This is a genomic window from Pseudomonas sp. 22515, assembly GCF_052044625.1.
In the GTDB taxonomy this organism is placed as follows: domain Bacteria; phylum Pseudomonadota; class Gammaproteobacteria; order Pseudomonadales; family Pseudomonadaceae; genus Aquipseudomonas; species Aquipseudomonas alloputida.
In genome coordinates this window covers 150,033-175,200 of record NZ_JBQENN010000010.1, presented here as the reverse complement: position 1 = coordinate 175,200, position 25,168 = coordinate 150,033, and the positions used below count along the sequence as shown (strand labels likewise).

27 protein-coding genes and 2 tRNA genes are annotated in these 25,168 nt (G+C 60.4%); 21 read left to right on the top strand and 8 right to left on the bottom strand.

The window, feature by feature from the left end:
- The first annotated feature begins 239 nt into the window (after positions 1-239).
- From ACTJJN_RS12080 to ACTJJN_RS12070, 3 genes are all read left to right on the top strand, one after another.
- Positions 240-316: transfer RNA gene (locus ACTJJN_RS12080), tRNA-Val, on the top strand.
- Between the two features lie 131 nt (positions 317-447).
- Positions 448-1,017 carry an SPOR domain-containing protein gene (locus tag ACTJJN_RS12075; RefSeq protein WP_003250559.1) on the top strand — a complete coding sequence of 190 codons (570 nt, stop codon included), beginning with the start codon at positions 448-450 and terminating at the stop codon, positions 1,015-1,017.
- Between the two features lie 178 nt (positions 1,018-1,195).
- Positions 1,196-1,621 (top strand): hypothetical protein, encoded by a 426-nt coding sequence (locus ACTJJN_RS12070; protein WP_003250560.1) that lies wholly within the window; start codon positions 1,196-1,198, stop codon positions 1,619-1,621.
- Between the two features lie 3 nt (positions 1,622-1,624).
- Here ACTJJN_RS12070 and ACTJJN_RS12065 read toward each other — a convergent pair whose 3' ends face one another.
- The 4 genes from ACTJJN_RS12065 to cynS form a co-directional block, all read right to left on the bottom strand.
- Positions 1,625-2,317: an endonuclease gene (locus ACTJJN_RS12065; protein ID WP_014860898.1), complete on the bottom strand. Its 693-nt coding sequence runs from the start codon at positions 2,315-2,317 to the stop codon at positions 1,625-1,627.
- A 6-nt stretch (positions 2,318-2,323) separates the two neighbouring features.
- Entirely contained in the window at positions 2,324-2,566 is a 243-nt protein-coding gene (locus tag ACTJJN_RS12060; RefSeq protein WP_004574330.1) for a DUF1654 domain-containing protein, read from the bottom strand.
- 220 nt (positions 2,567-2,786) lie between these two features.
- Positions 2,787-3,611 (bottom strand): formate/nitrite transporter family protein, encoded by an 825-nt coding sequence (locus ACTJJN_RS12055; RefSeq protein ID WP_004574329.1) that lies wholly within the window; start codon positions 3,609-3,611, stop codon positions 2,787-2,789.
- A gap of 63 nt (positions 3,612-3,674) precedes the next feature.
- Positions 3,675-4,115 carry a cyanase gene (gene cynS / locus ACTJJN_RS12050; RefSeq protein WP_017147724.1) on the bottom strand — a complete coding sequence of 147 codons (441 nt, stop codon included), beginning with the start codon at positions 4,113-4,115 and terminating at the stop codon, positions 3,675-3,677.
- 200 nt (positions 4,116-4,315) lie between these two features.
- Between cynS and ACTJJN_RS12045 the strand changes: the two genes are divergently transcribed.
- Positions 4,316-6,190 carry a sigma 54-interacting transcriptional regulator gene (locus ACTJJN_RS12045; RefSeq protein WP_088512872.1) on the top strand — a complete coding sequence of 625 codons (1,875 nt, stop codon included), beginning with the start codon at positions 4,316-4,318 and terminating at the stop codon, positions 6,188-6,190.
- Between the two features lie 123 nt (positions 6,191-6,313).
- Here the strand turns inward: ACTJJN_RS12045 and ACTJJN_RS12040 are convergent, their stop codons facing one another.
- Positions 6,314-7,402: an asparaginase gene (locus ACTJJN_RS12040; protein WP_003250634.1), complete on the bottom strand. Its 1,089-nt coding sequence runs from the start codon at positions 7,400-7,402 to the stop codon at positions 6,314-6,316.
- Positions 7,403-7,769: 367 nt separating this feature from the next.
- Between ACTJJN_RS12040 and ACTJJN_RS12035 the strand changes: the two genes are divergently transcribed.
- The 7 genes from ACTJJN_RS12035 (at position 7,770) to ACTJJN_RS12005 (ending at position 14,707) form a co-directional block, all read left to right on the top strand.
- Positions 7,770-8,729 (top strand): sugar ABC transporter substrate-binding protein, encoded by a 960-nt coding sequence (locus ACTJJN_RS12035; protein ID WP_012052887.1) that lies wholly within the window; start codon positions 7,770-7,772, stop codon positions 8,727-8,729.
- A gap of 20 nt (positions 8,730-8,749) precedes the next feature.
- Entirely contained in the window at positions 8,750-10,303 is a 1,554-nt protein-coding gene (locus ACTJJN_RS12030) for a sugar ABC transporter ATP-binding protein (RefSeq protein WP_088512871.1), read from the top strand.
- On the top strand, positions 10,300-11,295 hold the full coding sequence (locus tag ACTJJN_RS12025; protein WP_003250639.1) for an ABC transporter permease: 996 nt from the start codon (positions 10,300-10,302) through the stop codon (positions 11,293-11,295). The genes ACTJJN_RS12030 and ACTJJN_RS12025 overlap by 4 nt, the downstream gene beginning before the upstream one ends.
- 4 nt (positions 11,296-11,299) lie before the next feature.
- Positions 11,300-12,322 carry a LacI family DNA-binding transcriptional regulator gene (locus ACTJJN_RS12020; protein WP_014753747.1) on the top strand — a complete coding sequence of 341 codons (1,023 nt, stop codon included), beginning with the start codon at positions 11,300-11,302 and terminating at the stop codon, positions 12,320-12,322.
- Between the two features lie 15 nt (positions 12,323-12,337).
- Complete coding sequence (rbsK, locus tag ACTJJN_RS12015; protein WP_012052884.1) at positions 12,338-13,246, top strand: ribokinase; 909 nt, start codon at positions 12,338-12,340, stop codon at positions 13,244-13,246.
- Positions 13,243-13,641 carry a D-ribose pyranase gene (gene rbsD, locus ACTJJN_RS12010; RefSeq protein ID WP_003250646.1) on the top strand — a complete coding sequence of 133 codons (399 nt, stop codon included), beginning with the start codon at positions 13,243-13,245 and terminating at the stop codon, positions 13,639-13,641. Before rbsK ends, rbsD begins: the two co-directional genes overlap by 4 nt.
- 64 nt (positions 13,642-13,705) lie before the next feature.
- Positions 13,706-14,707, top strand: a complete 1,002-nt coding sequence (locus tag ACTJJN_RS12005; protein ID WP_012052883.1) for a nucleoside hydrolase — start codon at positions 13,706-13,708, stop codon at positions 14,705-14,707.
- On the opposite strand, the gene ACTJJN_RS12000 is transcribed toward ACTJJN_RS12005, so the two are convergent.
- Positions 14,679-14,891, bottom strand: a complete 213-nt coding sequence (locus tag ACTJJN_RS12000; protein ID WP_003250649.1) for a hypothetical protein — start codon at positions 14,889-14,891, stop codon at positions 14,679-14,681. The genes ACTJJN_RS12005 and ACTJJN_RS12000 overlap by 29 nt on opposite strands.
- Before the next feature lie 274 nt (positions 14,892-15,165).
- Between ACTJJN_RS12000 and ACTJJN_RS11995 the strand changes: the two genes are divergently transcribed.
- Positions 15,166-15,486, top strand: a complete 321-nt coding sequence (locus ACTJJN_RS11995) for an I78 family peptidase inhibitor (protein WP_012052882.1) — start codon at positions 15,166-15,168, stop codon at positions 15,484-15,486.
- Between the two features lie 200 nt (positions 15,487-15,686).
- Here ACTJJN_RS11995 and ACTJJN_RS11990 read toward each other — a convergent pair whose 3' ends face one another.
- The gene (locus ACTJJN_RS11990; protein WP_003250656.1) at positions 15,687-15,899 is read right to left on the bottom strand and encodes a cold-shock protein; all 213 of its coding nucleotides are present in this window, start codon (positions 15,897-15,899) and stop codon (positions 15,687-15,689) included.
- 162 nt (positions 15,900-16,061) lie between these two features.
- Positions 16,062-16,367 (bottom strand): hypothetical protein, encoded by a 306-nt coding sequence (locus ACTJJN_RS11985; RefSeq protein WP_012052881.1) that lies wholly within the window; start codon positions 16,365-16,367, stop codon positions 16,062-16,064.
- Positions 16,368-16,705: 338 nt separating this feature from the next.
- Here ACTJJN_RS11985 and thrS point away from each other — a divergent pair, with 338 nt between their 5' ends.
- From thrS to ACTJJN_RS11940, 9 genes are all read left to right on the top strand, one after another.
- Positions 16,706-18,628: a threonine--tRNA ligase gene (gene thrS / locus ACTJJN_RS11980; RefSeq protein ID WP_012052880.1), complete on the top strand. Its 1,923-nt coding sequence runs from the start codon at positions 16,706-16,708 to the stop codon at positions 18,626-18,628.
- The gene (infC, locus tag ACTJJN_RS11975) at positions 18,628-19,179 is read left to right on the top strand and encodes a translation initiation factor IF-3 (protein ID WP_012052879.1); all 552 of its coding nucleotides are present in this window, start codon (positions 18,628-18,630) and stop codon (positions 19,177-19,179) included. Before thrS ends, infC begins: the two co-directional genes overlap by 1 nt.
- 60 nt (positions 19,180-19,239) lie before the next feature.
- Positions 19,240-19,434 carry a 50S ribosomal protein L35 gene (rpmI, locus tag ACTJJN_RS11970; protein ID WP_003250667.1) on the top strand — a complete coding sequence of 65 codons (195 nt, stop codon included), beginning with the start codon at positions 19,240-19,242 and terminating at the stop codon, positions 19,432-19,434.
- Between the two features lie 27 nt (positions 19,435-19,461).
- Positions 19,462-19,818 carry a 50S ribosomal protein L20 gene (gene rplT / locus ACTJJN_RS11965; protein WP_003250671.1) on the top strand — a complete coding sequence of 119 codons (357 nt, stop codon included), beginning with the start codon at positions 19,462-19,464 and terminating at the stop codon, positions 19,816-19,818.
- A 109-nt stretch (positions 19,819-19,927) separates the two neighbouring features.
- Complete coding sequence (gene pheS, locus ACTJJN_RS11960) at positions 19,928-20,944, top strand: phenylalanine--tRNA ligase subunit alpha (RefSeq protein WP_003250674.1); 1,017 nt, start codon at positions 19,928-19,930, stop codon at positions 20,942-20,944.
- 31 nt (positions 20,945-20,975) lie between these two features.
- On the top strand, positions 20,976-23,357 hold the full coding sequence (gene pheT / locus ACTJJN_RS11955; protein WP_012052878.1) for a phenylalanine--tRNA ligase subunit beta: 2,382 nt from the start codon (positions 20,976-20,978) through the stop codon (positions 23,355-23,357).
- A gap of 4 nt (positions 23,358-23,361) precedes the next feature.
- The gene (gene ihfA / locus ACTJJN_RS11950; RefSeq protein WP_003250679.1) at positions 23,362-23,664 is read left to right on the top strand and encodes an integration host factor subunit alpha; all 303 of its coding nucleotides are present in this window, start codon (positions 23,362-23,364) and stop codon (positions 23,662-23,664) included.
- Positions 23,645-24,001, top strand: coding sequence for a MerR family transcriptional regulator (locus ACTJJN_RS11945; protein WP_003250681.1), 357 nt, complete (start codon positions 23,645-23,647; stop codon positions 23,999-24,001). Before ihfA ends, ACTJJN_RS11945 begins: the two co-directional genes overlap by 20 nt.
- Positions 24,002-24,115: 114 nt before the next feature.
- Positions 24,116-24,192: transfer RNA gene (locus ACTJJN_RS11940), tRNA-Pro, on the top strand.
- The last annotated feature ends 976 nt before the right edge of the window (positions 24,193-25,168 follow it).

Genomic DNA, 25,168 nt, shown 5'->3' with positions numbered 1-25,168 from the left:
CTCAGTTGGTTAGAGCACCACCTTGACATGGTGGGGGTCGTTGGTTCGAGTCCAATTGTGCCTACCAAATCGAAAAAGGGGTGATCCGAAAGGGTCACCCCTTTTTTCATTGTCCACTGCCGCGCGAGTGGGAAAACCGCGGCATGGACGCAAAGCGCTTTCATTCGAAAGTTTTTGATTTTTCTCAAAAAAAAGCTTTACAGGTACGCATCGCGCCACTAATATTCGCACCACACGACAGGCACATAGCTCAGTTGGTTAGAGCACCACCTTGACATGGTGGGGGTCGTTGGTTCGAGTCCAATTGTGCCTACCAAATCGAAAAAGGGCGATCAGAAATGATCGCCCTTTTTGCATTTGCCCCCGAAGCAGCGTGTAACGTTTGGTCGCGGTTCGGGGCATACCCGGCGTGCTAGAATCCGCCCCTTCGAATCTGGAGGTACACGCGTGCGCAAACTGGCTGTGGTAATGGCAGTGCTCGCCCTGGCGGGCTGTGAGAACGAGGTCGAAGGCGTGCACAAGCAGGTGGCCGAACACCTGCATAACCCCAAGACCGCCAAGTTCGGCAACGTGCGGATCGACACCCAGGGCACCATCTGCGGTCAGGTCCGCGGCAAGGACGATGCCGGGCAGTACGAAGCCTACCGCAGCTACGTGGCGATCAAGCGCGATGGCCAGTACGACATCATCGTTGACGATACCGGCAACAACCTGCGTATCCGTGAACTCTGCGGCGGAGCCGACCTGCAGCGCCGTGCCGAGGCGCTGGCAGACCAGCCGGCGCCCCAGGGGTGGGATGTGGAAGTGGTACAGGGCGCCAACATGGGCGCACTCAGCGATATGACGGCGCGCCTGATCGAAAAGGGCATCCCGTCTTCGGTGGAGTACCGTGACGGCAAGCCGGTGGTGCTGATGGGGCCGTTCCCCACCCGCGAAGAAGCGCAAGCGCGCAGGGATGAAGTGATGGCCAAGCTTGGTACCGATTCGGTGGTCATCCAGCACGGCGCAGCACGCTAGGGTACGCAAAGTCTTGAGACGCAGGTCAGGCTGTTTCAACGCAGCATGAACAAGTATCAAGGCTTATCGTACAGCGCCTAAGCCGGTACAGTGGCGCCGCGGCCAAGGCTTGTGTCAGGCGCTGTTCACACAAGTTTGGCTATGCTTGGGTTGGGAGATGCCAAACGGGGAGGGCCTCATGTCTACACTGGAGCGGGCCATTGCCGTGGCCGCCAGGGCGCATGAAGGGCAATACGACAAGGGTGGGGCGGCTTATATCCTCCACCCGTTACGCGTGATGATGCGGGTTTCCACACCTGAGCAGCGGATTGTGGCGGTGCTTCACGATGTGATCGAAGACACCCCGCTGACCCTGTCCGACCTGGCGCGTGAGGGCTTCGCGCTGAAAATCCTGGCTGCGTTGCTGGCGCTTAGCCGCCGCGAAGGCGAGCCTTACCAGGATTTCGTGGTGCGCCTGGGCGAAGACCCGTTGGCGCGCACCGTCAAGCTGGCCGATCTGGCCGACAACAGCGACCTCTCGCGCATCCCTTGCCCGGGCCCCGCCGACCTGGCGCGGCTGGCCCGTTATCGCCAAGCCAGTGCCTACTTACAGGCGCTGGCCTGAGGATCAACCGCACGCCTTGAGGTTGACCGGCCCCACGAACGCGTTTCCTCGCCCCATCACGCAGGCGACCTGTTGGTTGCGTTGCTGCTCCCAGGCTTGCGGCGGGTAGGTCTTGTTCCAGGCTTCGAACAGCTGGCGGTCCTGTTTGGACAGGCGCAGGTTGTACTGCTTGCTCATGTAGAAGTAGGTGCGGGCGATCATGCCGCGGATCGACGGGCGCGGCATCACCTTCTTGGCCTTGAAGTCGACCTGGGTCAGGCAGCGGCCATACTGGCCGCGTTGTTCTGGTAGCCAGCCGAAGCTGAAGTTGCTGCGGTCGCCGTTGACCTCGCCGATGCTTGGCACCAGGTTGTGCAGGTCGGCTTCGGCGCGTTGGTACACTTCGTCATGCTGCGAGCACTGCTTGCGCCCGCCGCTCTGCCAACACTGGCGCTGATGGCCGATCTGCCAGGCGGGTACGATGTGTTCCCACTCGATGCGCGACGCGCGCTGGGCGTTCTTGCGTGGGGCATAGCCGCAAGATGCCAGGTCGACCTTGTTGCCTTTGTATTTACAGCCGCAATAGAACTCGGTCGATTGCGGCGCATAGAGCTTCCAGGCGACCTTCTTGGCCTCCTGGAAGGTGCGCGGGGCGTCGGCTTGAACAAGCGGAGTGGTCAGTAACAGGCAAGCTGCTGCGAAAAGCGAAACTCTCATGCGCCGTCAATCTTCCTTCGGTACGGTCCAGAAAATCTGCACGCCGCCATCGTCGCGATGGGCGAGGGTGACGTTGTCGTTTTCTGCGATCTCCTGAAGCAGGGTCTCCCAGTCATCCGGGCTTTCCTGTTCCAGGCGGAAGATCAGCGCCGCACGGCTGCGCTGGGCGGTGGGGCTGTTGATGATCTTCTGGATGCGTACACCCAGCTGTTCATAGCTGCTCGGGGTGGCGGAGGCGGTGCTGGACACAGGAATTTCCTTGTTTTGCTGTATGTGCATACAGTATTTCACTGTAAGTAAATTCGCAACAGCTTGTCAGGGGAAATCCAGCGTTGGTCCGTAAGCCATGACACCGTTCTGAAATGTAAACGATGTTCGGGTTAGTAGCAGTGCAAAGCAAAACCTCTTTTTTGTCCTGGGTATGAAGTGAGACAGGCGGCGACTGAGGCTGCCTGCCTTCTTTATCGCTTCAGCAGGTTGTTGCGCTGGTGGCTTTCTTCGCGGCCGTACGGATGTGGGTGCCGTACAGCGTCAGGCCTGTGAAGGCCAGGCCGCCCACCAGGTTGCCCAGTACGGTGGGGATTTCGTTCCACACCAGGTAGTCCATGAGCGAGAAGTCGCCGCCCATGATCATTGCGGAAGGGAACAGGAACATGTTCACGACCGAGTGCTCGAAGCCCATGAAGAAAAACAGCATGATCGGCATCCACATGGCGATCACCTTGCCGCTCACAGAGGTGGAGATCATCGCGCCGACCACGCCCATCGACACCATCCAGTTACACAGCACGCCACGCAGGAAGATCGTCAACCAGCCTGCCAGCCCGTATTGCTCGTAACCCAAGGTGCGGGCCTCACCGATGCTGGCAATTTTCTCTCCCACGGCACCGGGGGAAGCATGGAAACCATAGGTAAAGACGAAGGCCATCATGCAGGCGACCGTAAGGGCGCCGGCGAAGTTGCCGACGAACACCAGGCCCCAGTTGCGCAGAATTCCCCTAACGGTGACCCCGGGACGTTTGTCCAGTAATGCCAGCGGGGTGAGCATGAAGACCCCAGTGAGCAGGTCGAAGCCCATAAGGTAGAGCATTGAAAAACCAACCGGAAACAGTACTGCGCCTAGCAGGGCTGAGCCTGTCTGTACTGCGATGGTCACTGCGAATACGGCAGCCAGGGCCAGAATTGCCCCGGCCATGTAGCTGCGGATCAGTGTGTCGCGAGTGGACATGTGGACCTTTGATGCGCCGGCATCGAGCATCTTGGTGACAAAGTCGGTGGGTAGCAGATAAGACATGGCGGCTCCCTCAGTTGCGGGTCATAGGCGGCACCCCTGAGGGGTGCCGAGGGTTGGATGGGTTTACCAGGAACGGTATGGCAAGAACTTGCCATTGAGGGTCAACAGAACCCGGTCGCCTTTGGGGTCTTCGATTCGCTCGACATGCATGGAAAAGTCGATGGCACTCATGATGCCGTCGCCAAATTTTTCCTGGATCACGTCTTTCAGGGTCGGGCCATAGACGCCCACGACTTCGTACAGCCGATAGATCAGCGGGTCTTGAGGAATGGACTTGTCCCAGCCCTTGACTGGGAAAGCGGTTAAGGTGGTGGCGACTTGATCATCCAGCTCCAATACCTCGCAAAGATGCGTTGCCACTTCCCGCGGCGCGCTGTTCATGCCGTAGCAGACCGATGCAAGCCATACCGGGGCCTTGCCCACTGCGTTGGCAAGATCATCCCAGCTCAGGCCCTTGCGTGCTTTCGCGGCCATGATCAGGTGATGCATTTCAAGTTTGTCCATTATTTCTGCTCCCGCAGTTGGGTTTAAGGTGAACACACCCATAGCGAGAGATGTGCCAATCTCCATTATTTTTTAACTATCTGATTTTATTAGTTTATTTTTTATTGATAGCGATTTGGATTGACGAAATTTCGTGAATTACGAACTCTCGTAATATTGTTTACGAAATTTCGTGAAAATCGGCTGAAGGATATGCATCTGTGACAGACGCCGTCGCCCTCGGAGTCGCTGCCGACTCCGCCGTTGCCATGCTGTTAATCCACCCGGTAGATGATCGGGTACTGCAAGCCAACAACGCCGCGCTTGATTTACTGGGCTGCGCCGCAAATGAGCTGCCCGGTCATGCCTTTAGCCATTTTCTGCGAGGGGGAATCGCACTGTGGGTGAGCTTTACGGATGAGGTGCTGACTCAAGGCGAAGCGTGGTCGGACGACCTGCTGCTGGTGGATCTGCAACTGCGGCAAATAGCGGTGGAGGTTTCGGCTAGCGCGGTTGATGGCGGGAAAATTGTACTGGCGGTGCAGCGCCGGGACCTTCTGGAGCAGCGCCGTAACCGTGCAGAGGCGCGCCGCCAACACCGTTTGGGTCACGTGGGATGGGAGCGGATCAGCCAGGTGTTCGAGCGCATCCAGCAGCAAAACCGGCTGATTCTTGGTGCAGTTGGCGAGGGCATCTATGGGCTCGATACCCGGGGCCAGACCACGTTCATCAACCCCGCCGCCGAGCGTATTTTGGGGTGGAGTGCCGTCGACATGATTGGCCAGGATGCCCACCATTTGTTCCACCACAGCCATAGCGACGGACGTGCGTTCGAGGTCAATCAGTGCCCCATCCATGCTTCGTTCAGCGATGGACAAGTTCATCGCGTGGACCACGAGGTGTTCTGGCACAAGAGCGGCGAACCAATCGCCGTCGAGTACACCAGCACTCCAATCTTCGAGATGGGAAGGCTGGTGGGGGCGGTGGTGTTGTTTCGGGACATCCGCGAACGACAGCGCACTGAAGCGCGCCTGCGCGATGCGCTAAGTGAAGTAGAGCAGTTGAAGACTCGGCTGGAGATGGAAAACCAATACTTGCAGGAGGAAATCAACGCCCACGGCAATCACCACGAGATCGTCGGCGAAAGCCCAGCGGTCAAGCATCTGTTACAGCAGATCGACCTGGTCGCAGCTACCGACGCCAACGTGTTGGTCACCGGCGAGTCAGGCACGGGTAAGGAGCTTGTGGCTCGCGCGATTCATGCCAGCAGCCCCCGGCGCGACCGCCCTCTGATTCGGGTCAATTGCGCCGCGGTGCCCCGTGAATTGTTCGAGAGCGAGTTCTTCGGCCACCTCAAAGGGGCCTTCACCGGAGCGGTCAGCAACCGAGTGGGTCGCTTTGAGTTGGCAGACGGCGGAACCTTGTTTCTCGATGAGGTGGGAGAGATTCCGCTGGAGCTACAAAGCAAGTTGCTCCGTGTTCTACAGGACCGCCAGTTTGAGCCTGTAGGCGACAATCGCACCAGGGCCGTTGATGTGCGAGTTATCGCCGCAACGAACCGTGACCTGCGCGATATGGTCGCCCGAGGGGCGTTCCGGGAAGATTTATACTTCCGCTTGAATGTGTTCCCTATACGCTCGGTGCCCTTGCGGGAGCGACTTGAGGACATTCCGTTGCTCGCCAGCCATTTTCTTGAAAGGGCTAGCCTGGCGTTTAACAAGCCGGGCATTCGCATGTCGCTGACCCAAGTCGCGGTGCTTCAGCAGTACGCCTGGCCAGGCAACATCCGCGAGCTTCAAAATGTGATTGAGCGACAGACCATCGTCTCCCGAGACGGTCGCGTGAGCTTTCATGAGGTTCTGGCGCCAAACGGCCCGTCCAGTGGCCCAGTATCTTCAATTGCACAATGCCAGCCTGAGCCGACTGCCGACAAAGACTGGGAGCGGCAGATGAAGCTGAATGCGATCTCTGTGCTCAAACGAACAGCAGGGAAAGTCTCCGGCGAGGGTGGTGCTGCGCAATTGCTGGGGTTGAAGCCCACAACCTTGGCGTCTCGACTCAAGAAGTGGGGCGTTGATCCGAGAGATTACAAATAGAGCCGCTTGCGCAAGCCAGAGAAGAAACCCGCTGATGCGAGCCCCAGTTGAGTGGCGGCGGGGCGGGTTGATCTGGAACGGAAGCATGGCCGGTGATGTGGGGCACCGGCCATGGGGGGTTGATCAGTACTCCCAGAAGATGCGTTGCAGCTCTTTGCTGTCCTGGGTCTTGGTCATTGCCACCATCGCCAGGATCCGCGCTTTTTGCGGGTTCAGGTCGTGAGCCACGACCCAGTCGTTCTTGTCATCCGGCTGTTCGGCGTTACGCAGTACGAAACCACCCTGGTTGACATGCGACGAGCGGATGATCTGCACGCCGTTCTTGCGCAGTTCTTGCAGCGCCGGGACTACCCGCGACGATACCGAACCGTTGCCGGTACCGGCATGGATCAGCGCCTTGGCGCCGTTCTGTGCCAGCGCCTTGTAGGCGGTGTCGGTGACGTTGCCATAGCCATAGGCAATGTCCACCTGCGGCAGGCTGCTGATCTGCTTGATATCGAACTCGGAATTGACCGTATGGCGCTTGGCCGGCAGGCGGAACCAGTACGATTTGCCTTCCACCACCATGCCCATCGGGCCCCAGGCGCTCTTGAAGGCTTCGGTCTTGATGTTGACCGCCTTGCTCACATCGCGGCCGGACTGGATCTCGTCGTTCATGGTCACCAGCACGCCCTTGCCACGCGACTGCTTGTCGCTGGCTACGGCCACGGCGTTGTACAGGTTGAGCATGCCGTCGGCGGACATGGCGGTACCCGGACGCATCGAGCCGACCACCACGATTGGCTTGTCGGTCTTCTCTACCAGGTTGAGGAAGTAGGCGGTTTCTTCGAGGGTGTCGGTGCCGTGGGTGATGACGATGCCGTCCACGTCCTTGCTTTCGGCCAGCTCGGCGACGCGCTTGCCCAGCTTCAGCAGGTCGTCATTGCTGATGCTCTCGGAGGCGATCTGCATCACTTGCTCGCCACGTACGTTGGCGATGTCGGCCAGTTCTGGCACGCCGGCGATGAGCTTGTCGACGCCCAGCTTGGCAGCCTGGTAAGTGGCGCTGTTGGCTGCGCTGGCGCCGGCGCCGGCAATGGTGCCGCCGGTGGCGAGGATGACCACGTTGGCCAGCTTCTGTTGGGTTTCGGCTTCTTTGGCCGAGGCGCTGGATGGCAGGATCAGCAGCAGGGCGAGTGCGCTGGGGGCGAAGGTTTTGAGTGCGGCATTCATCGTTATTGTTCTCGCTTCCTAGTGAGATAGTTATTGAGTCGCGCAGGGCTATAGGCATTTTTCGTACCAAGGCACCACGCGTTGCCTGGGTTGGAGCGGCCTTGCGTTGCAAGGGGCCGCGTAGCAGCCCCGGCAATGTGTGGTGTTGCACCGAGCCGCGCCTGCAAAAGGTGGCATTGCATTCGTAATTCCGAACAAAAAAAGGAAAAGGTGTTCGGGTTTTCGGAAAAGCCTGCATAATCGGCCCCGGCAGCACATCGGCCTCCGACAGCCAAACGGATTTGACAAACAACGGTCCTGTTACCATAGTTGGTCAGCGCAAACGTTTGCGATCCGATAAAAAACACAAGATTCGGAGTCATCGTTCATGAAGCTGCCGTTCCCCGGTCGTCTGCTGGCCCTCGCTGTCATTTCCTCGCTTAGCCTCGCCTTGCCATTGTCTGCCGCCCAGGCTGAAGACAAGCCCAAGGTCGCCCTTGTCATGAAGTCGCTGGCCAACGAGTTCTTCCGCACCATGGAAGACGGCGCCAAGGACTACCAGAAAACCCACGCCGACGAGTTCGACCTGATCGCCAACGGCATCAAGAACGAGACCGACACTGGCGAGCAGATCCGCATCGTCGAGCAGATGGTCAATGCCGGCGCCAAGGCGCTGGTGATTGCACCGGCTGACTCGAAAGCACTTGTGTCGGCGGTGAAGAAGGCCATGGACCAGGGCGTGGTGGTGATCAACATCGACAACCGTCTGGACCCTGACTTGCTCAAGAGCAAAGGCATCAGCGTTCCCTTCGTCGGCCCCGACAACCGCAAGGGCGCGCGCCTGGTTGGCGATTACCTGGCCAGCCAGAAGCTCAAGGCCGGCGACCAGGTGGGCATTATCGAAGGCGTGCCGACCACCACCAATGCCCAGCAGCGTACCGCCGGCTTCAAGGACGCCATGGACGCCGCGCAGATGAACATCGTCTCGGTACAAAGCGGCAATTGGGAGATCGACAAAGGCAATGCCGTCGCCGCCTCCATGCTCAACGAATACCCCGACCTGAAGGCCTTGCTGGCCGGAAACGACAGCATGGCACTGGGCGCTGTGTCCGCCGTGCGTGCCGCTGGCAAGGCCGGCCAGGTGCAAGTGGTGGGCTATGACAACATCAATGCCATCAAGCCAATGCTTGAAGACGGTCGCGTGCTTGCCACCCTCGACCAGGCCGCCAGCCAGCAGGCGGTGTATGGCATTCAGGCGGCGCTGAAAATGGTCAAGGGCGAAAAGCCTGATGTGGATGCCGACAACGTCATTCAGACCCCGGTCGAACTCATCACCAAGAAGCCCTGATGCTGCCAGGAGAATCGGCCATGCCTGCATCGGCCAATGAAGTGGTGCTTGCCGCCAGCGGCCTGGGCAAGACCTACGCCCAGCCCGTGCTCGGCGAGGTCAGCCTGAGCCTGCGCGCCGGTGAAGTGCTGGCCCTGACCGGCGAGAACGGCGCGGGCAAGAGTACGTTGTCCAAGCTCATCAGCGGCCTGGAGGTGCCCACCACCGGGCACATGACCTACCGTGGCCAGGCCTACGCGCCCGGCAGCCGCAGCGAGGCCGAACGCCTTGGTGTGCGCATGGTCATGCAGGAGCTGAACCTGCTGCCGACGCTGACCGTGGCGGAAAACCTGTTTCTCGACAACCTGCCCAGCCGTTTCGGCTGGATCAGCCACAAGCGCCTGCGCCAGCTGGCAACGGCCGCCATGGCTCGGGTCGGGCTCGACGCCATCGACCCGGACACCCCTGTCGGCGAGCTGGGCATCGGCCATCAGCAAATGGTCGAGATTGCCCGCAACCTGATCGGTGACTGCCATGTGCTGATCCTGGATGAACCCACTGCCATGCTCACTGCGCGCGAGGTGGCGTTGCTGTTCACCCAGATCGAGCGCCTGCGCGCGCGCGGCGTGGCCATCGTCTATATCTCGCATCGCCTGGAAGAGTTGCAGCGGGTGGCCCAACGCATCGTTGTGCTGCGCGATGGCAAGCTGGTGTGCGACGAGCCGATCCAGCGCTACAGCAGCGCCGAGCTGGTCAACCTGATGGTCGGCCGCGAGCTGGGCGAGCATATCGACCTTGGCCGACGGCAGATGGGTGCACCGCTGCTCAAGGTCGACAAGTTGTGCCGCGGCGACAAGGTGCGCGAGGTGTCGTTCGAAGTCAGGGCAGGGGAGATTTTTGGCATTTCCGGCCTGATCGGCGCCGGCCGTACCGAGCTGTTGCGCCTGATCTACGGTGCCGATCGCGCCGACAGCGGCGGTATCGCGCTCGGCCAACCGCCGCAGGCGGTAAACATCGACTCGCCCAAGGCTGCAGTGCGGGCCGGTATCGCGCTGATAACCGAAGACCGCAAAGGCGAGGGCCTGCTGTTGACGCAGTCGATCAGCGCCAACATTGCATTGGGCAACCTGGGCGCGGTATCGCGGGCCGGCGTGCTCGATGGCGAAGCGGAAAAAGCCTTGGCCGAACGCCAGATCCAGGCCATGCGCATTCGCAGTGCCGGCGCGCAGCAGGTGGTGGGTGAGCTGTCTGGCGGTAACCAGCAAAAAGTGGTGATCGGCCGCTGGCTGGAGCGCGATTGCCAGGTGCTGCTGTTCGACGAACCCACGCGTGGCATCGATGTGGGCGCCAAGTTCGACATTTATGGCCTGCTGGCCGAGCTGGCGCGCCAAGGCAAGGCCTTGGTGGTGGTGTCCAGTGACCTGCGAGAACTGATGCTGATTTGCGACCGCATCGGCGTGCTGTCCGCCGGTCGCCTGATCGACACCTTCGCGCGTGATCATTGGAGCCAGGACCAGTTGCTTGCCGCCGCCTTCGCCGGTTATCAGAAACGTGACGCGCTGCTGCATGATGCAGCCCCCAGGATGGATGCATGAAAACCACCCCGCTCAACAACCAGGAAGCCGCCCCCGTGCGCCGCAGCGGTACCTACTTTGGCCTGGGCACCTACCTGGGCCTGGCTGGCGCCTTGCTGGCGATGATCGTGCTGTTCTCGTTCCTCAGCAGCCACTTCTGGTCGTATGGCACCTTCAGCACGCTGGCCAACCAGATCCCGGACCTGATGGTGCTGGCGGTGGGCATGACCTTCGTGTTGATCATCGGCGGCATCGACCTGTCGGTGGGCTCGGTGCTGGCGCTGGCCGCCTCCACGGTGAGCGTGGCGATACTCGGCTGGGGCTGGGGCGTGCTGCCCTCGGCGCTGCTGGGCATGGCTGTGGCCGCATTGGCCGGCAGCATTACCGGTGGCGTCACCGTGGCCTGGCGCATCCCGTCGTTCATCGTCTCGCTTGGTGTGCTGGAGATGGCCCGTGGCCTGGCCTACCAGTTCACCGACTCGCGCACCGCCTATATCGGCGACGCCTACGCCTGGTTCTCCAACCCGGTCGCCTTTGGTGTTTCGCCAGCGTTCATCATCGCCTTGTTGGTGATCGTGCTCGCCCAGTTGGTACTGACGCGTACGGTGTTCGGCCGTTACCTGATCGGTATCGGCACCAATGAAGAGGCCGTGCGCCTGGCCGGTATCGATCCGCGCCCTTACAAAGTGCTGGTGTTCGCCCTGATGGGCCTGCTCGCCGGCCTGGCCGCACTGTTCCAGATCTCGCGACTGGAAGCCGCCGACCCCAACGCCGGGTCTGGCCTGGAGCTGCAGGTCATTGCCGCCGTCGTGATCGGCGGTACCAGCCTGATGGGCGGGCGTGGCTCGGTCATCAGCACCTTCTTTGGCGTACTGATCATTTCCGTATTGGCCGCCGGGCTGGCGCAGATCGGCGCCAGCGAGCCGACCAAACGCATTATCACCGGGGCGGTGATCGTCATCGCCGTTGTGCTCGACACTTACCGTAGCCGGCGCGCAGGCCGGCGGAACTGACACCATGGCAACCATCAAAGACGTCGCGGCACTGGCGGGTATTTCCTACACCACCGTGTCCCATGTACTCAACAAGACCCGTCCGGTCAGCGAACAGGTGCGGCTGAAGGTGGAAGCCGCCATTGTCGAACTGGATTACGTGCCCAGTGCGGTGGCGCGCTCGCTGAAGGCGCGCAGCACGGCCACCATCGGCCTGTTGGTGCCCAACAGCGTCAACCCGTACTTCGCCGAGCTGGCGCGGGGTATCGAAGACGCCTGCGAGCGCAACGGCTATTGCGTGATCCTGTGCAACTCCGACGACAACCCGCAGAAGCAGCGCAGCTACCTGCGCGTGCTGCTGGAAAAACGCATCGACGGCCTGGTAGTGGCCTCGGTGGGCCAGGACGACGACCTGCTGCAAAGCCTGGCCGGTGTGCGCACGCCAATGGTCATCGTCGACCGTGAGCTGGAAGGCGTCGATGCCGACCTGGTGCGCATCGACCACGAGCAGGGGGCGTATCTGGCCACCCAGCACCTGCTGGAGCTGGGCCATCGCGACGTCGCCTATATCGGCGGCCCCGCCGAAACCGGGGTTACCCAGCTACGCCTGAGCGGCTTCCGCCGTGCCATGGCCGAAGCCGGAGCGCCTGTGCTGGACAGCCGTGTACTGCACTGCGACTTCACCAGCCCGGGTGGTCATGCAGCGGCGGCGCAGGTGCTGGAAGGCAAGCGGCCCTCGGCGATTTTTGCCGGCAACGACATGATCGGCTTTGGTGTGCTGCGCGCTGCCGCCGAACGCAATATCAGCGTACCCGGCGAGCTGTCGGTGATCGGCTTCGACGACATCGAACTGAGCCGCTACGTGTACCCACCACTGACCACCGTGGGCCAGTCGATCCGCGAGCTGGGCGAGAGCGCTGCCTCGTTGCTGCTGACGCGTATCGCTACGCCCCGGCAAGGCGCGGCGGAGCAGCGTATCGTCGCCCCGCGTATCGTCTTGCGTGAATCCACCGGGCCGCGCCCGGACCTGTTCAATGAATACCGCTAACGCTAAGGAAACGTCATGAATGCCAAGGTTGTGGTGGTCGGCAGCCTCAACATGGACCTGGTGGTCCGCGCCCAGCGCCTGCCCCGGGCCGGCGAAACACTCCCCGGCGATAGCTTTTTCACGGTGCCGGGCGGCAAGGGTGCCAACCAGGCGGTGGCGGTAGCGCGGCTGGGGGGCAGCGTGGCGATGATCGGCAATGTGGGGGATGATGACTACGGGCGGCAACTGCACCGGGCCTTGTATGTCGAGGGTATCGACTGTCAGGGTGTCAGCACCTGCCCGGGCACGTCCAGCGGTGTGGCGCTGATCACGGTGGATGCTGCCAGCCAGAACTGTATTGTCATCATTCCCGGCGCCAACGGCCTGCTGACGCCGCAGTCGGTGCTGCGTTTCGATGCACTGCTGCAGGCCGCCGAGGTGGTCATCTGCCAGCTGGAAGTGCCCACTGGCACTGTGGCTTGCACACTGGCCAGGGCGCGTGAGCTGGGCAAGCAGGTCATCCTGAACCCAGCACCCGCTACCGGCCCCTTGCCAGCGGACTGGTTTGCGCATATCGATTACCTTACCCCTAACGAAAGCGAGGCCGAAGCCTTGACCGGTGTGGCGGTGACCGACCAGGACAGTGCCCGGCGCGCAGGCGAGCGCTTGCTGCAGCTGGGGGCAGGCAAAGTGATTATCACCTTGGGTGCGCAAGGTGCCTTGCTGGTTACTGCCCAAGGCCATCAGCACTATCCGGCGCCGCGCGTGCAACCGCTGGACACCACCGCTGCCGGCGATACCTTCATTGGTGGCTTTGCTGCCGGCCTGGTGCGTGGGCTGGACGAGGGGGAGGCGATCGCCTTTGGCCAGCGTGCCGCGGCATTGTCGGTTACCCGTGCCGGTGCCCAACCGTCGATTCCCTACCTGGCGGAGCTGACGCCATGAAGAAAACCCCGCTGCTGAACGTTGCCCTGTCGCGAGTCATTGCCGGCATGGGGCATGGCGATATCCTGGTGATCGGCGATGCCGGGCTGCCGGTGCCGCCGGGTGTCGAGCTGATCGACCTGGCCATTACGCCTGGCCTGCCGGACTTCGCCAGCGTGCTGCGGGTGGTGCTGAGCGAATTGCAGGTTGAGCGGCACGTGCTGGCTGAAGAAATGCAGAAAGTGGTGCCACCTGCGCTGGTCGAAATCGAGCGACTGAAGGGCAAGCTGGGCAAGCGCGAATGGCTGACCCATGAGGATTTCAAAGTGCTGTCGCGCAGTGCCCGTGCGGTGGTGCGTACAGGCGAGTGCCAGCCCTACAGCAACATCGCCCTCATCTCCGGCGTCACCTTCTAGCCGCTTCCACAAAGGACGCCGGGCTGTGTAAACGCATGATGCATAGGCAACAGGAGTGCCATCCATGCTCAAGTCCCTGCTACAAGGAGTTGTTTTCATGGCCACAGCCTCCACCCTCCAGGCCGCACCCATCGACCTGATCATCGACACCGATCCCGGCGCGGACGACGTGGTCGCGCTGTTTCTGGCCATGGCTTCGCCCAACGAACTCAATATCCGCGCCATCACCACCGTGGCCGGCAACGTGCGCCTAAACAAGACCTCGCGCAATGCCCGCCTGGCCCGCGAATGGGCGGGGCGCGAAGACATCCCGGTGTATGCCGGTGCCGGCCGCCCATTGGTGCGCACGCCGATCTACGCCGCCGACGTTCATGGCGAAGAAGGCCTCACCGGTGTACCGGTGCACGAGCCGAAAGCGCCCCTGGCCCAGGGCAATGCCGTGCAATACCTGGTCGATACCCTCAGCGCAGCCAAACCGCACAGCATCACCGTCGCCATGCTCGGCCCGCAGACCAACCTGGCCCTGGCGCTGATCCAGCGCCCGGGCATCGTCAACGGCATCAAAGAGGTGGTGGTCATGGGGGGAGCCCATTTCAACGGCGGCAACATCACCCCGGTGGCGGAGTTCAACCTCTACGCCGACCCGCACGCCGCCGAAGTGGTGCTGGCCAGCGGCGTGCAGCTGACCTACCTGCCGCTGGATGTCACGCACAAGCTGCTGACCAGTAACGCTCGCCTGAAGCAACTGGCAGCCGTGAACAACCAGGCCAGCAAGCGCGTGGTGGATATCCTCAATGCTTACATCACCCACGATATGGACGTGTATGGCATACCTGGCGGCCCTGTGCACGACGCCAGCGTCATCGCCTACCTGTTAAAGCCCGAGCTGTTCAGTGGCCGGCGTATCCACATGAGCATCGACAGCCGCGAAGGGCCCACTTTCGGCCAGACAATTGCAGACTGGTACGGTGTGCTCAAGCGGCCGGCGAATGTGCTGTGGGTGGAGCAGGGTGATGCCCAGGGGCTGTTCGACCTGCTCAGTGCCCGTCTGGCGCGATTGGAATAGCCGCGTGCGGCGCGTAGCGCTCGAACACCTGGTCGATGAAGCTGCGTGCCGCCTCGGCACCGTTGTCGCGCACCAACAGGTCGATGGCGATCAACAGTAACTCTTCCGGTGTGCCAGGGCTGTACGCGCTCTGGCCCTCGGCCCATTTGACCTTGATATCGGCATCGATGCTGTGGGTGCTCATGAAAAGCTCTCGCTGGGGGCCCGGAACGAAGGGGGAACACCTGACCCTGGTGTTCGATGGAGGCGGGATGCGCTCCACTTCTTGCAGCAAATCATGGCTTTGCGCCGGTGACCGTGCGAGCTAAGCATATGGCAAACGCAGCGTGTTGTGCAAAATCCGGTCACGATTGCTTTTCGCCTCGCCGCTGCAGTTCAGGCAGACTTGACCGGTTTTGCAACAAATGATGAGCGGAGCTGTCGGATCAGGCAGTTCCCGGACCGATTTAGGAGGCTTCATGTTCCGTACCCGTGCTTACCTGGCAACTCTGGCTGTGGCTGCTGTCCTGGCGGGTTGCAGCACTGGTGGCAATGCTGATGGTGGTGCCGCGCCGGCCGCGCCAGCGGGCAACGATGGCCGCTGCGAAGCCAGTGGTGCCGACTTTGCCCTGGGCAAGCAGGCCAGCGCCGAATTGCTGGAGCAGGCACGCAAGGCCAGCGGCTCGCAGATGGCGCGCATTCTCAAGCCGCACGACGTGGTGACCCTGGAGTACCGCTCCGAGCGCTTGAACCTGAACGTGGACGAGCAGGGCAGGGTAACCCGCGTCAACTGCGGTTGATGCACGCAGGGGCAACTGCCTTGCGCAAAATGTGAAAAACCTGCGCGGTCGCCTGTAGGAGCGGGTTCACCCGCGAACACGGGCGAAGCCCGTGCCATTCACCCTAAAGTAGGTTTCGCAGGCAATCCCGCCCCACTCAGATGATGCATCACCCATAAAAAAACCCGCCACAAGGGCGGGTTTTTTTACAGCTATCCGAATTACTCCGGACGAACCTGTGCAGCCTGCATGCCCTTCTGGCCGCGCTCGGCGACGAAGGAAACAGTCTGGCCTTCTTTCAGGCTCTTGAAGCCGTCAGATTCGATGGCTTTGAAGTGTACGAACAGGTCGTCGCCGCCGCCTGCTGGGGTGATGAAGCCGTAGCCTTTCTCATCATTGAACCATTTGACGGTGCCTTGTTGGCGATTGGACATGGGTGAATCTCCAGAACATTTAGTTTTTTCAGTGGTGCAATGCGGCCGAGGCTACGGAGCACGGGATACATCATAGTCTAATTCTGCGCATCTAGCGCCTTTTACCTTCGCAGGATATTGATCCAGCTCAAAGAATGGCTGGCCATCACCGGCTTTAAGGTTTCAGCTCTTCGGTGCGCAGGCCTGTTTCACCACCGACTGCGCCTTCTGCATCAGTTTGGCGTCAACGCCGTCCTTGCTGTCGAGGTCGGCAATCTCGGCGTCGGTGAAATTCTTTTTGATGGCTTGCGCGCCGCAGTCGCAGTGTTTTTTCGCGGTGGCAGCGTCAACGCCCTGGCCGCTGGCCACTTGCGTGCACTGGGTCATGTAGGCGGCCTCCTTCCCGGCTGGGAAGTTGCCGGCGTTCGCAGCCACCGGCAGCAGCAGGGCGCCAGCGGCCGCCAGGGCCAGAAGAGACGGAACTCGCATCACCAGTTACTCCTTGGGTTAAGGTCTCATCAAGAGTAGGTTGCTTCCCAAAGTCTGAGCGGTATTTTTCCGCGTTAGTTCACCGCTGCGGTGCAATTTCCAAATATTTCTGCCTGGGGTGCAACCCGCGTGCTAGCATGCTCGGCTTGCAGTCGCGCTGTTGCCGGCTGCAGCTATCTTTTTTCTTTCCAGTCACTCTGGTTCGTCCCTGACAAGCCGAAAGGCTTCTGCCACTGTGGGGCAGGCTTCCTTTTACCGGAAGGCAGGTCGGATCTTGTACTGGCTCATCCCAACCCACGTGACCTTTGGTAGGGGTCACCACTAGGAGAGGAGGCGCCATGCCCGTTATTACTCTTCCCGATGGCAGTCAACGTTCGTTCGATCACGCCGTATCCATAGCCGAAGTAGCCGCTTCCATCGGCGCTGGCCTGGCCAAGGCCACTGTGGCCGGCAAGGTCGACGGCAAGCTGGTCGATGCGTGTGACCTGATCAGCAACGACGCCACCCTGCAGATCATCACCCCTAAAGATGAAGAGGGACTGGAGATCATCCGTCACTCGTGCGCCCACCTGGTTGGCCACGCCGTGAAGCAGCTGTACCCGACCGCCAAGATGGTGATCGGCCCGGTCATTGACGAAGGCTTCTATTACGACATCGCCTACGAGCGCCCCTTCACCCCAGAAGACATGGCCGCCATCGAAAAGCGCATGATGGAGCTGATCGAAAAAGACTACGACGTGGTCAAGAAAATGACCCCGCGCGCCGAAGTCATCGATGTGTTCACGGCCCGTGGCGAAGACTACAAGCTGCGTCTGGTCGAAGACATGCCGGATGAACAGGCCATGGGCCTGTACTACCACGAAGAATACGTCGACATGTGCCGTGGCCCGCACGTGCCGAACACCCGCTTCCTCAAGGCATTCAAGCTGACCAAGCTGTCCGGCGCCTACTGGCGTGGCGATGCCAAGAACGAGCAGCTGCAGCGCGTGTACGGCACGGCCTGGGCTGACAAGAAGCAGCTGGCTGCGTACATCCAGCGCATCGAAGAAGCCGAAAAACGCGACCACCGCAAGATCGGCAAGCAGCTCGACCTGTTCCACCTGCAGGAAGAAGCCCCGGGCATGGTGTTCTGGCACGCCAACGGCTGGACCGTCTACCAGGTACTCGAGCAGTACATGCGTGGCGTGCAGCGCGAAAACGGCTACCAGGAAATCAAGACCCCGCAGGTTGTCGACCGCATCCTGTGGGAGCGTTCCGGCCACTGGTCCAACTATGCCGAAAACATGTTCACCACTTCGTCGGAAAGCCGTGACTACGCGGTAAAACCGATGAACTGCCCGTGCCACGTGCAGGTGTTCAACCAGGGCCTGAAAAGCTACCGCGACCTGCCGCTGCGTCTGGCCGAGTTCGGTGCCTGCCACCGTAACGAGCCGTCGGGCGCCCTGCACGGCATCATGCGCGTGCGTGGCTTCGTACAGGACGATGCGCACATTTTCTGCACCGAAGAACAGGTGAAGAAAGAAGCCGCCGACTTCATCAAGCTGACCCTGGACGTGTACAAGGACTTCGGTTTCAGCGACATCGCCATGAAACTGTCCACTCGTCCGGCCAAGCGTGTCGGTTCTGAAGAGTTGTGGGACCGTGCTGAAACAGCGCTGGCCGACGCCCTGAACGAATCCGGCCTTGAGTGGGAATACCAGCCGGGCGAGGGTGCCTTCTACGGCCCGAAAATCGAGTTTACCCTGCGCGACTGCCTCGGCCGTAACTGGCAGTGCGGTACCCTGCAGTACGACCCGAACCTGCCAGAGCGTCTGGATGCCAGCTATATCGCCGAAGATAACAGCCGAGTTCGCCCGGTCATGCTGCACCGTGCCATCCTCGGTTCGTTCGAGCGCTTCATCGGCATGCTGATCGAGCACTATGCTGGTGTGTTCCCGGCGTGGCTGGCCCCAACCCAGGCGGTGATCATGAATATCACCGACAAGCAGACCGATTTCGCCCTCGAGGTTGAGAAATCTCTGAACGGAAGCGGTTTCCGTGCCAAGTCGGACTTGAGAAATGAGAAGATCGGCTTTAAAATCCGCGAGCATACTTTGCTCAAGGTCCCGTACCTTTTGGTTATAGGGGACCGCGAAGTCGAAACGCAAACCGTCGCTGTGCGTACTCGCGAAGGCGCAGACCTGGGCTCCATGCCCGTCGCCCAATTCGTTGAGCTGCTGACACAAGCGGTTTCCCGGCGTGGTCGCCAAGAATCGGAGTAATGACTATTAAGCGTGAAATGAGAAACGATAAGCGTGCTGTACCGAAGGCCCCGATCAACGAGAATATCTCGGCCCGCGAGGTTCGGTTAATTGGCGCAGACGGCGAGCAGGTTGGCATCGTCTCGATTGATGAAGCGCTGCGTATCGCTGATGAAGCGAAGCTGGACCTGGTAGAAATCTCTGCAGACGCGGTACCACCCGTCTGCAAGGTCATGGACTACGGCAAGCACCTCTTCGAGAAGAAGAAGCAGGCTAACGAAGCCAAGAAAAACCAGAAGCAGATCCAGATCAAAGAAATCAAGTTTCGTCCAGGGACGGAGGATGGGGATTACCAGGTAAAACTACGCAACCTGGTACGTTTCCTTACCGATGGGGACAAGGCCAAGATCTCTCTGAGATTCCGTGGTCGTGAGATGGCCCACCAGGAGCTGGGCATGGAGCTGTTGAAGCGGGTCGAAGCCGACCTCGCCGAATACGGCACCGTTGAGCAGCATCCGAAGATGGAAGGACGCCAGCTTATGATGGTCATCGCCCCCAAGAAAAAGAAGTAATCTCCCGGGCACGGCAGGCCTGATGATTATGTGTAATTTTATCGAATGCGGAGTTCCAACATGCCAAAAATGAAAACCAAGAGCGGTGCTGCGAAGCGCTTCCTGAAGACAGCTTCGGGCTTCAAGCACAAGCACGCTTTCAAGAGCCACATCCTGACCAAAATGTCGACCAAGCGTAAGCGTCAACTGCGCGGTGCCAGCTTGCTGCACCCGTCCGACGTCGCAAAAGTCGAGCGCATGCTGCGCGTTCGTTAATTCTGGTTAAGATAGAGGAAGTTACTCATGGCTCGTGTTAAGCGCGGCGTTATCGCTCGTAAGCGTCACAAAAAAATTCTGAAACTGGCTAAAGGTTACTACGGTGCACGTTCGCGCGTATTCCGTGTAGCCAAGCAAGCGGTCATCAAGGCAGGCCAATACGCCTACCGCGACCGTCGCCAGAAGAAGCGTCAGTTCCGCGCACTGTGGATCGCTCGTATCAACGCCGGTGCCCGCACCAACGGTCTGTCCTACAGCCGTCTGATTGCTGGCCTGAAAAAGGCTTCGATCGAAATCGACCGTAAGGTTCTGGCTGATCTGGCAGTGAACGAAAAAGCGGCGTTTGCTGCGATTGTCGAGAAAGCTAAAGCCGTTCTGGCTTAAGTACCCGCGACAATCACCCGGCGGTGCTAGCGCTGCCGGGCATTGAACGTCATCGATAGGGGAAGAGCCTTCAAAGCTCTTCCCCTATTTTCGTATCTGGAGTCTGTACATGGAAAACCTGGATGCGCTGGTCTCCCAAGCCCTAGAGGCCGTGGAACGCGCTGAAGACATCAACGCCCTGGAACAGATCCGGGTTAATTATCTCGGCAAGAAGGGCGAGCTGACCCAGGTGATGAAGACCCTGGGCAACCTGCCAGCCGAAGAGCGACCGAAAGTCGGCGCGCTGATCAACGACGCCAAAGAGCGCGTCACCGTTGTGCTCAATGCCCGCAAGGCTGCCTTTGAAGAAGCCGAGCTCAGCGCTCGCCTGGCTGCCGAATGCATTGACGTCACCCTGCCAGGCCGCGGCCAGGCCACCGGTGGCCTGCACCCGATCACCCGTACACTCGAGCGCATCGAGCAGTTCTTCACCCACATTGGTTACGGCATCGCCGAAGGCCCAGAGGTGGAAGACGACTACCACAACTTCGAAGCGCTCAACATCCCTGGCCACCACCCGGCGCGGGCGATGCACGACACCTTCTACTTCAATGCCAACATGCTGCTGCGTACCCACACCTCGCCGGTGCAGGTGCGGACCATGGAGTCCACCCAGCCGCCCATCCGCATTGTGTGCCCGGGCCGCGTATACCGCTGCGACTCGGATATCACCCACTCGCCGATGTTCCACCAGGTCGAAGGCCTGCTGATCGATCGCGATATCAACTTCGCCGACCTCAAGGGCACCATCGAAGAATTCCTGCGCGTATTCTTCGAGAAAGAACTGGCGGTCCGTTTCCGCCCATCGTTCTTCCCCTTCACCGAGCCGTCTGCAGAAGTCGACATCCAGTGCGTGATGTGTTCCGGCAACGGCTGCCGCGTGTGCAAGCAAACCGGCTGGCTGGAAGTGATGGGCTGCGGCATGGTGCACCCGAATGTGTTGCGCATGTCCGGCATCGACCCAGAAGAGTTCCAGGGCTTCGCCTTCGGCATGGGTGCCGAGCGCCTGGCCATGCTGCGCTATGGCGTCAACGATTTGCGTCTGTTCTTCGACAACGACCTGCGGTTCCTAGCCCAATTCCGCTAGGCCCAATCGACGCAACTTTCAGGAGAACAGCATGAAATTCAGTGAACAGTGGCTGCGCGGTTGGGTCAACCCGCAAGTCTCCCGTGACGAACTGGTCGCCCGCCTGTCCATGGCCGGCCTCGAAGTTGACAGCGTTACCCCCGCTGCCGGCCAGTTCAGCGGCATCGTCGTGGGCGAAATTCTCGCCACCGAACAACACCCGGACGCCGACAAGTTGCGCGTGTGCCAGGTAAGCAGCGGCCAGGAAACCTTCCAGGTTGTGTGCGGCGCCCCTAACGCCCGCCCAGGCATCAAGATCCCGTTCGCCATGATCGGTGCCGAACTGCCAGGCGACTTCAAGATCAAGAAGGCCAAGCTGCGCGGTGTCGAGTCCTTCGGCATGCTGTGCTCGGCTGCCGAACTGCAGATCAGCGAAGAAAACGACGGCCTGCTGGAACTGGCTGCCGACGCTCCGGTTGGCGAAGACATTCGCACGTACCTGAGCCTGGATGATGCCAGCATCGAAATCGGCCTGACCCCGAACCGCGGCGACTGCCTGTCCATCGCCGGCCTGGCACGCGACGTCAGCGCCCTGTACGACACCCCGGTCACCCGCCCGGTGGTGCCAGCCGTAGCGGCCGCCCATGACGAAGTGCGCCCGGTCGAAGTCAGCGCCCCGGCTGCCTGCCCGCGCTACCTGGGCCGCGTTATCCGTAACGTCGACCTGAGCAAGCCAACCCCACTGTGGATGGTCGAGCGCCTGCGCCGCAGCGACGTTCGCAGCATCGACGCCGCCGTCGACATCACCAACTACGTGATGCTCGAACTCGGCCAGCCGATGCACGCCTTCGACCTGGCGGAAATCAACGGCGGCATCCGCGTGCGCATGGCCGAAGAGGGCGAAAAACTCGTCCTGCTCGACGGCCAGGAAGTGGCCCTGCGTGCTGACACCCTGGTCATCGCCGACCACACCCGCGCCTTGGCCATCGCCGGCGTCATGGGGGGCGAGCACAGCGGTGTGAACACCGAAAAAACCCGCGACCTGTTCCTGGAAAGCGCCTTCTTCGAGCCGATTTCCGTCGCCGGTAAAGCCCGTTCCTACGGCCTGCACACCGATGCCTCGCACCGCTACGAGCGCGGCGTCGACTCGCAACTGGCCCGCGAAGCCATGGAGCGCGCCACCCAGTTGCTGCTGGACATCGTTGGCGGCGAAGCCGGCCCTGTGGTTGAAGCGGTCAGCGAGCAGCACCTGCCACAAGTAGCCCCGGTCACCCTGCGCGCCGAACGCATCACCCAGATGCTTGGCATGGAAATGGACCCAGCCCAGGTCGAGCAGTTGCTCAACGCCTTGGAACTGACCACGGTTAAAAGTGCAGAAGGGCAGTGGACCGTCACCGTTCCAAGCCACCGCTTCGACATCAGCCTGGAAGTGGACCTGATCGAAGAGCTGGCCCGCCTGTACGGCTACAACAACCTGCCGGTCCGCTACCCTCAGGCGCGCCTGGCGCCACAGGGCAAGCCGGAAACCCGCGGTGACCTGCCGACCCTGCGCCGCCTGCTGGTTGCCCGCGGCTACCAGGAAGCCATCACCTACAGCTTCATCGACCCGAAACTGTTCGAACTGTTCAGCCCGGGCGTAGAGCCGCTGCTGCTGGCCAACCCCATCTCCAGCGACATGGCCGCCATGCGCGCCTCGCTGTGGCCGGGCCTGGTCAAGGCACTGCAGCACAACCTGAACCGCCAGCAAGACCGCGTGCGCCTGTTCGAAAGCGGCCTGCGCTTTGTCGGCCAACTGGGTGACCTGCAGCAGCAGCCAATGATTGCCGGCGTCATCACCGGCAGCCGCCTGCCAGAAGGCTGGGCCAACGGCCGCGACGGCGTCGACTTCTTCGACGTCAAAGCCGACGTGGAAGCCTTGCTGGGCTACTCCGGCGCCCTGAGCGACTTCACCTTCAGCGCCGGCAAACACCCAGCCCTGCACCCAGGCCAGACCGCTGCCATCGAGCGTGACGGCAAGCTGGTCGGCTACCTCGGCGCCATTCACCCGGAGCTGGCCAAAGCCCTGGGCCTGGACCGCCCGGTGTTCCTGTTCGAGCTGGTGCTGGGCGACGTGGTCGAAGGCCGCCTGCCGAAATTCAGCGAACTGTCCAAGTTCCCGGAAACCCGTCGCGACCTGGCTTTGATCGCAGGACGTGATGTGGCTTCTAGCGCGGTGCTTGAATTAATTCGTGACAATGCAGGCGAATGGCTCACAGACCTCAGGCTGTTTGATGTGTACCAAGGTAAAGGCATTGATCCTGATAGAAAAAGCCTTGCCGTCGGCTTGACCTGGCAGCATCCATCGCGCACTCTTAACGACGATGAGGTGAACACTACCCTGCAAAACATCCTCACCTCGCTCGAACAAAGGTTGAACACCACGTTAAGGAAATAACGGCATGGGTGCTCTGACGAAAGCTGAGATGGCCGAAAGGCTGTACGAGGAGCTGGGGCTTAACAAGCGTGAGGCCAAGGAGCTGGTCGAGCTGTTTTTCGAAGAAATTCGGCACGCACTTGAAGAGAACGAGCAGGTCAAGCTGTCCGGTTTCGGCAACTTCGACCTTCGCGACAAACGCCAGCGGCCGGGCCGCAACCCCAAGACAGGGGAAGAAATCCCGATCACCGCACGGCGCGTCGTCACCTTTCGTCCAGGGCAGAAGTTGAAGGCCCGGGTTGAGGCCTATGCTGGAACCAAGCCATAACGACGAACTGCCCCCCATACCGGGCAAACGCTACTTCACCATTGGTGAAGTGAGCGAGTTGTGTGCCGTAAAGCCACACGTGCTGCGGTATTGGGAGCAGGAGTTCGACCAGCTGAACCCTGTGAAGCGGCGGGGGAACCGGCGGTATTACCAGCGCCAGGATGTGCTGATGATCCGCCAGATTCGTGCGCTGCTGTATGATCAGGGGTTCACCATTGGCGGGGCGCGGTTGAGGCTCTCCAGTGATGAGGCTAAAGATGAATCCAGCCAGTACAAGCAGCTGATTCGGCAGATGATTGTTGAATTGGAGGATGTGTTGGTGGTTTTGAAGAAGTAAACCGGGTTTCTGATGAGCGGAAATTTTTTTGAGAAAAAGCTTTCATTTATCAGAGGGTTAGGGTACATTCTTCAACGTTCTCGGCAAGATTGAGAACATGCTTCAAAGCCCAGTCGGGGCGTAGCGCAGCCCGGTAGCGCACTTGCATGGGGTGCAAGGGGTCGAGTGTTCGAATCACTCCGTCCCGACCAAATAACTCCAAAGAATCCAGTCACTTAGCGGTGACTGGATTTTTTTGTGCCTGTACGTTTTTCGGCGATGGGCATTTTTGCCCCACTTTTTGCCCCACCGAAGATTTTTGATGTCTCTGGCGTTTTTTTGTTGGGCCTACCGTGGTGCTATCGCTAACCACGTGCCTTGGCCGCAAACCCGTGAGAATCTAGAGTTAATTGTCGGGTCGGAGAATCGAAGCCCGATTCGCTCCCGTTGGGTACCAACGCATGCGTTTCGCCTTAGTCTCTGTCTCTGCGGTATTCCGAGGGAGCGTCGTAGCGATGCCGTCTAGTTGGTGTGGGGCCAGGGGAGGTATCGCTAAGCGATTTTCGAGTTCGAATGTCTACGCTTCCGCCACTATTTTTCATCAAAGCCCTGATTTTTCGGGGCTTTTTTGTGCCTAGGTGTTTTTGGTCCCCCACCTGGTCCCCCATTATTAGTTTGGCTTTTGCTGGTTTACAGCGGATTGTGATGGGCATGCTGTTTTCATGGGACCTAATGACTCACGTTAGGAGGAGCGATTTTTCGAAAGCAGCGTAGGTGGGAGATACGCTTGGCTCTTCCCGGCATCTATCGACCCGGCGCTTGGATATTGGGGCCGCTTCGCGACCCATCGACGACAAGCGTGGCTGCTACCGGTGTGGCGCAGGTCTGGAAGCTGTTGATATTTTCGTGGGGCCCGGTTTGCAGCGATTAGGCCCGAACTGGGGGAACACAAAGCCTTGGAATGATGCCATCATCACACCGTCGCTATCGCCCTATAATGGCTTAACAGAGCAAAAGCGGCAGGGCATGAAGCGAAGCGTGGAAGGCGCGGCCAAAACCGGCTAGCAGCTACTACGCGAAGCCCTTGATGCGATAAGGGCGCATCAGGACACCCAAGATAGTGGAGCATCTCCGAATATGGTCGAGCGGCTTAGAGCTTGGCCGACTCCGTCTACCACGGGGTAGTGA